Source organism: Lentzea sp. NPDC060358 (assembly GCF_042725365.1).
In the GTDB taxonomy this organism is placed as follows: domain Bacteria; phylum Actinomycetota; class Actinomycetes; order Mycobacteriales; family Pseudonocardiaceae; genus Lentzea.
Genome location: NZ_JBHXCW010000420.1, coordinates 1 through 3,363 on the forward strand (window position 1 = coordinate 1; position 3,363 = coordinate 3,363).

Consider the following 3,363-nt stretch of genomic DNA (forward strand, 5'->3'; position numbering starts at 1 on the left):
CCCCCGGCACGCACACCGGGGTCGAGGATCCACCGCGCCGCGCCTTGACGGTGGCGTGGAGGTCGCGATGAATGGACGCATGCGCATCGGCGAGTTGAGCGAGGCCACCGGCGTCAGCACCAGGGCGCTGCGCTACTACGAACAGCAGGGCCTGCTGCACAGCCGGCGGCGGTCCAACGGATACCGCGACTACGCTTCCGGGTCGGTCGAGGTCGTCGCGTTCATCCAGGACCTGTTCCGGGCCGGTCTGCCGTCCGACGTGGTCCGGGAATCCCTGCCGCACCTGCACGACGAGCCCCCGCCCGGCGGCTGCGCCGCGCTGCTGGCGCGGGTCGAGCAGATCCGCGACGACCTCGTCCGGCAGGAACGCGCCATCGCCGAGCGTCGCCGGCGACTCGACGCCTACCTCGCCGCCGGGCGCTGAGTTCCTGCTTGACCTTGACGCCGGCGTCAAGGTTTACGGTCGGTTCACGACGCCGCATCTTCGGTGTGCGGCTCCGCTGTCTGTGCAGAATGGATCGTGTCGTGAGCAGCGCTGTGCGCGAAAATGCCCTGGAACTGGTTGGCCGGCGAATCCTCGTCACCGGGGGAAGCAGGGGGATAGGCCGCGCCGTTGTCGCGCGGCTCGCCGCTTCCGGTGCTTCGGTCGTGGCTTCGGCCCGCGAGGCGCCGCGTGACCTCCCGGCTCAGGTGAGCTTCGTACCGGCCGACGTCGCCACCGCGGACGGCTGCGCCCGGCTCGTCTCGGCCGCTTCGGACCTGCTCGGCGGCATCGACGTGCTGGTCAACAACGCCGGTGGGGGCGGCGTGGCGCCGGCGGGACTGCTCTCCGCGACCGACGAGTCGTGGGAGCACGCGCTGCAGCTGAACCTCTTGAGCGCAGTGCGGCTGGACCGCGCGGTCGTGCCCGGCATGGTCTCGCGTGGCGATGGCAGCATCATCCACATCACCTCGGTCGGGGCGTATCTGCCGGTCGGTCCGGACGCGCCCTATGCCGCGGCCAAGGCGGCGCTGTCGACGTACAGCAAGGCCCTGGCGAACGAGTTCGCGCCGCGAGGCGTTCGGGTCAACAGGATTTCCCCCGGCCTGGTCGAGAACGACACCATCGCCGCGCTGATGGCGCGGCGCTCCGACGCGGAGGCGGACGACCCGCAGGCGCGGATGCTCGACGACTGGGTCAGCGGAATTCCCCTGGGCAGGCCGGGCAAGCCCGCCGACGTGGCCGAGCTCGTCGCGTTCCTGGTGTCCGGGCGGGCCGCCTGGATCAGCGGCTCGGACTTCCGCGTCGACGGTGGCTCCTACCGCGGGGTGTGAGCCGGCGCCGAACACCTCCGCCCACCGGCGCGAAACCCCGAGGTGCGGCCGGGAACCGTCAGGGCTGGGCGGCCAGGTCGGAGGAGTGGGTGCCGAGCGGGGTCACCTCGACCGTCGTGAACTCCCACAGCGGCAACGACGACAGGAACGCGTGCAGCTCGTCGTTGGACGGCACGTCGAAGACGCTGATGCTGCCGGGGTGGCCGACGACCCGCCACAGGTGCAGCCACACGCCCATCCTCTGCAGCTCCAGCGTCCGGTCCCGCTCGGCCTGGACCAGTTCGGTGCGGCGGTTCGGGTCGAGGTCATGGGGCAGGGAGACCTCCATGCGGACGTGGAAGAGCACGGTCACCTCCTGGTGCGGGGGCACCGCCGTGGTGCGGCGCTGTGACTCGGAATACCCGCCACCACGCCATTTGATGCGAACTTCGTCGCAAGGTCCACTGTGGACGGTGAGATGTCACGCGCGGTCATGCTCCGGTCACGCCGTCGATCCCCTCGCGCAGGAAGTCGGCGTGACCGTTGTGGCGCGCGTACTCGTGGCACAGGTGGTGCATCACCAGCCGCAGCGACACCTCGGCGTCCCAGCGCGGCTGGTAGGCCGTCACGTCGAGCGACTCGGCCTCGCGTTCGATCCGGCGCGAGTGCTCGACCTCGGCCTGCCACGCCGCGAAGGCCTCCGACCGGCTCGACCCCGAGGCGTCGTAGGCCACCTGGTAGTCGCCGGAGTCCGACCACACGAGCGGGACGTCCTCGCCGTCGACGACCTTGCGGAACCAGGTGCGCTCGACCTCCGCCATGTGCCGGACCAGGCCGAGCAGCGTGAGCGTGGAGGGCGGCATCGACCGGCGGCGCAGGTCGTCGTCGGACAGGCCCTCGCACTTCAGTGCGAGGGTGGCGCGGTGGAAGTCGAGGAACGCGCGGAGGGTCTCGCGCTCGCCGCCGGTCAGGGGTGGTTCTGGTCGGGTCACGCCGCACAGTCTCCAGCGCCGGGATGATCTCGCGCACCCGGATTCCGCCCATGAGCACCGCCACACCGCCGGGGTGCGCGCGGCGGCGCTACGGTGGCGGCATGACCTCACTCGACCAGGCCGAGTCGGAGTTCGCGGCGGCCCGGCCGAGGCTGTTCGGCATCGCCTACCGCATGACCGGCAGCGTGGCCGACGCCGAGGACCTGGTGCAGGAGGCGTGGCTGCGCTGGCAGCTCGCCGACCGCGCCGCCGTGCGCAACCCCGAGGCCTACCTCGCGACGGCGATCACCCGGCTCGCGATCAACGAGTCGCAGACGGCCCGTGCGCGCCGCGAGACCTACGTCGGCCCGTGGCTGCCCGAACCCGTCGACACGGCGGCGGACCCGCAGGTCGGCGCCGAGCGGGGCGCGGTGCTGGAGCTCGCGGTGCTGGTGCTGCTGGAGAAGCTGACACCGACCGAACGGGCCGCGTACGTGCTGCGCGAGGCGTTCGACTACCCCTACCGGGAGATCGCCGAGATCGTGCAGACCACCGAGGGCGCGACGCGGCAGCTCGTCAGCAGGGCGCGCAAGCACCTGGCGGACGAGCGCCGCGCCCCGGTCGACCGCGCGGACCAGCGCACGCTGCTGGAGGCGTTCGTGGCGGCCGCGCGGGCGGGCGACCTGGCGGGCCTCGAGGAGCTGTTCGCGCAGGACGTCGTGAGCTGCTCCGACAGCAACGGCGTGGTGCGCGCGGCGGGCCGCCCGCTCGTCGGTGCCGCGGTGGTGGCGAAGATCTTCGCGGCCTGGGCGCCGGGCTTCTGGGCGGGCGCGGAGGTCTCCTACGTCGAGGCGAACGGCCAGGCCGCGGTCCGGCTGCGCAAGGACGCGAGCACCTTCGCGGTGATCACCGTCACGGCGTCCGCCGAGGGAATCGACCAGGTGATGTGGCTGGTCAACCCGGCCAAGCTCGGCGCGTTCCGGTAGGGCTGTCACAACTCGCGGTGCTGTCCGGTCTCAGCTCGTGAACACCCGCGACGGGCGGGGACGCGCGAAGAGGACGGACACCATGAGGATCGTTGTCATCGGGGGCACCGGGC

5 protein-coding genes are annotated in these 3,363 nt (G+C 72.0%); 3 read left to right on the forward strand and 2 right to left on the reverse strand.

What is annotated here, in order from left to right; genetic code table 11:
• Window positions 1-67 precede the first annotated feature (67 nt).
• Together ACFWGZ_RS40330 and ACFWGZ_RS40335 are read left to right on the forward strand one after the other, a co-directional pair.
• Window positions 68-424 carry a MerR family transcriptional regulator gene (locus ACFWGZ_RS40330; protein WP_382456859.1) on the forward strand — a complete coding sequence of 119 codons (357 nt, stop codon included), beginning with the start codon at window positions 68-70 and terminating at the stop codon, window positions 422-424.
• 89 nt (window positions 425-513) lie between these two features.
• Window positions 514-1,314: an oxidoreductase gene (locus ACFWGZ_RS40335; protein ID WP_382456860.1), complete on the forward strand. Its 801-nt coding sequence runs from the start codon at window positions 514-516 to the stop codon at window positions 1,312-1,314.
• 58 nt (window positions 1,315-1,372) lie between these two features.
• Here the strand turns inward: ACFWGZ_RS40335 and ACFWGZ_RS40340 are convergent, their stop codons facing one another.
• Together ACFWGZ_RS40340 and ACFWGZ_RS40345 are read right to left on the reverse strand one after the other, a co-directional pair.
• On the reverse strand, window positions 1,373-1,660 hold the full coding sequence (locus tag ACFWGZ_RS40340; RefSeq protein WP_382456861.1) for a muconolactone Delta-isomerase: 288 nt from the start codon (window positions 1,658-1,660) through the stop codon (window positions 1,373-1,375).
• A gap of 124 nt (window positions 1,661-1,784) precedes the next feature.
• Window positions 1,785-2,285, reverse strand: a complete 501-nt coding sequence (locus ACFWGZ_RS40345) for a DinB family protein (RefSeq protein WP_382456862.1) — start codon at window positions 2,283-2,285, stop codon at window positions 1,785-1,787.
• Window positions 2,286-2,386: 101 nt separating this feature from the next.
• On the opposite strand from ACFWGZ_RS40345, the gene ACFWGZ_RS40350 reads away from it, so the two are divergent.
• A complete protein-coding gene (locus ACFWGZ_RS40350) occupies window positions 2,387-3,250 on the forward strand; it encodes an RNA polymerase sigma-70 factor (RefSeq protein ID WP_382456863.1) in 864 nt (287 codons plus the stop codon).
• Window positions 3,251-3,363: the final 113 nt, after the last annotated feature.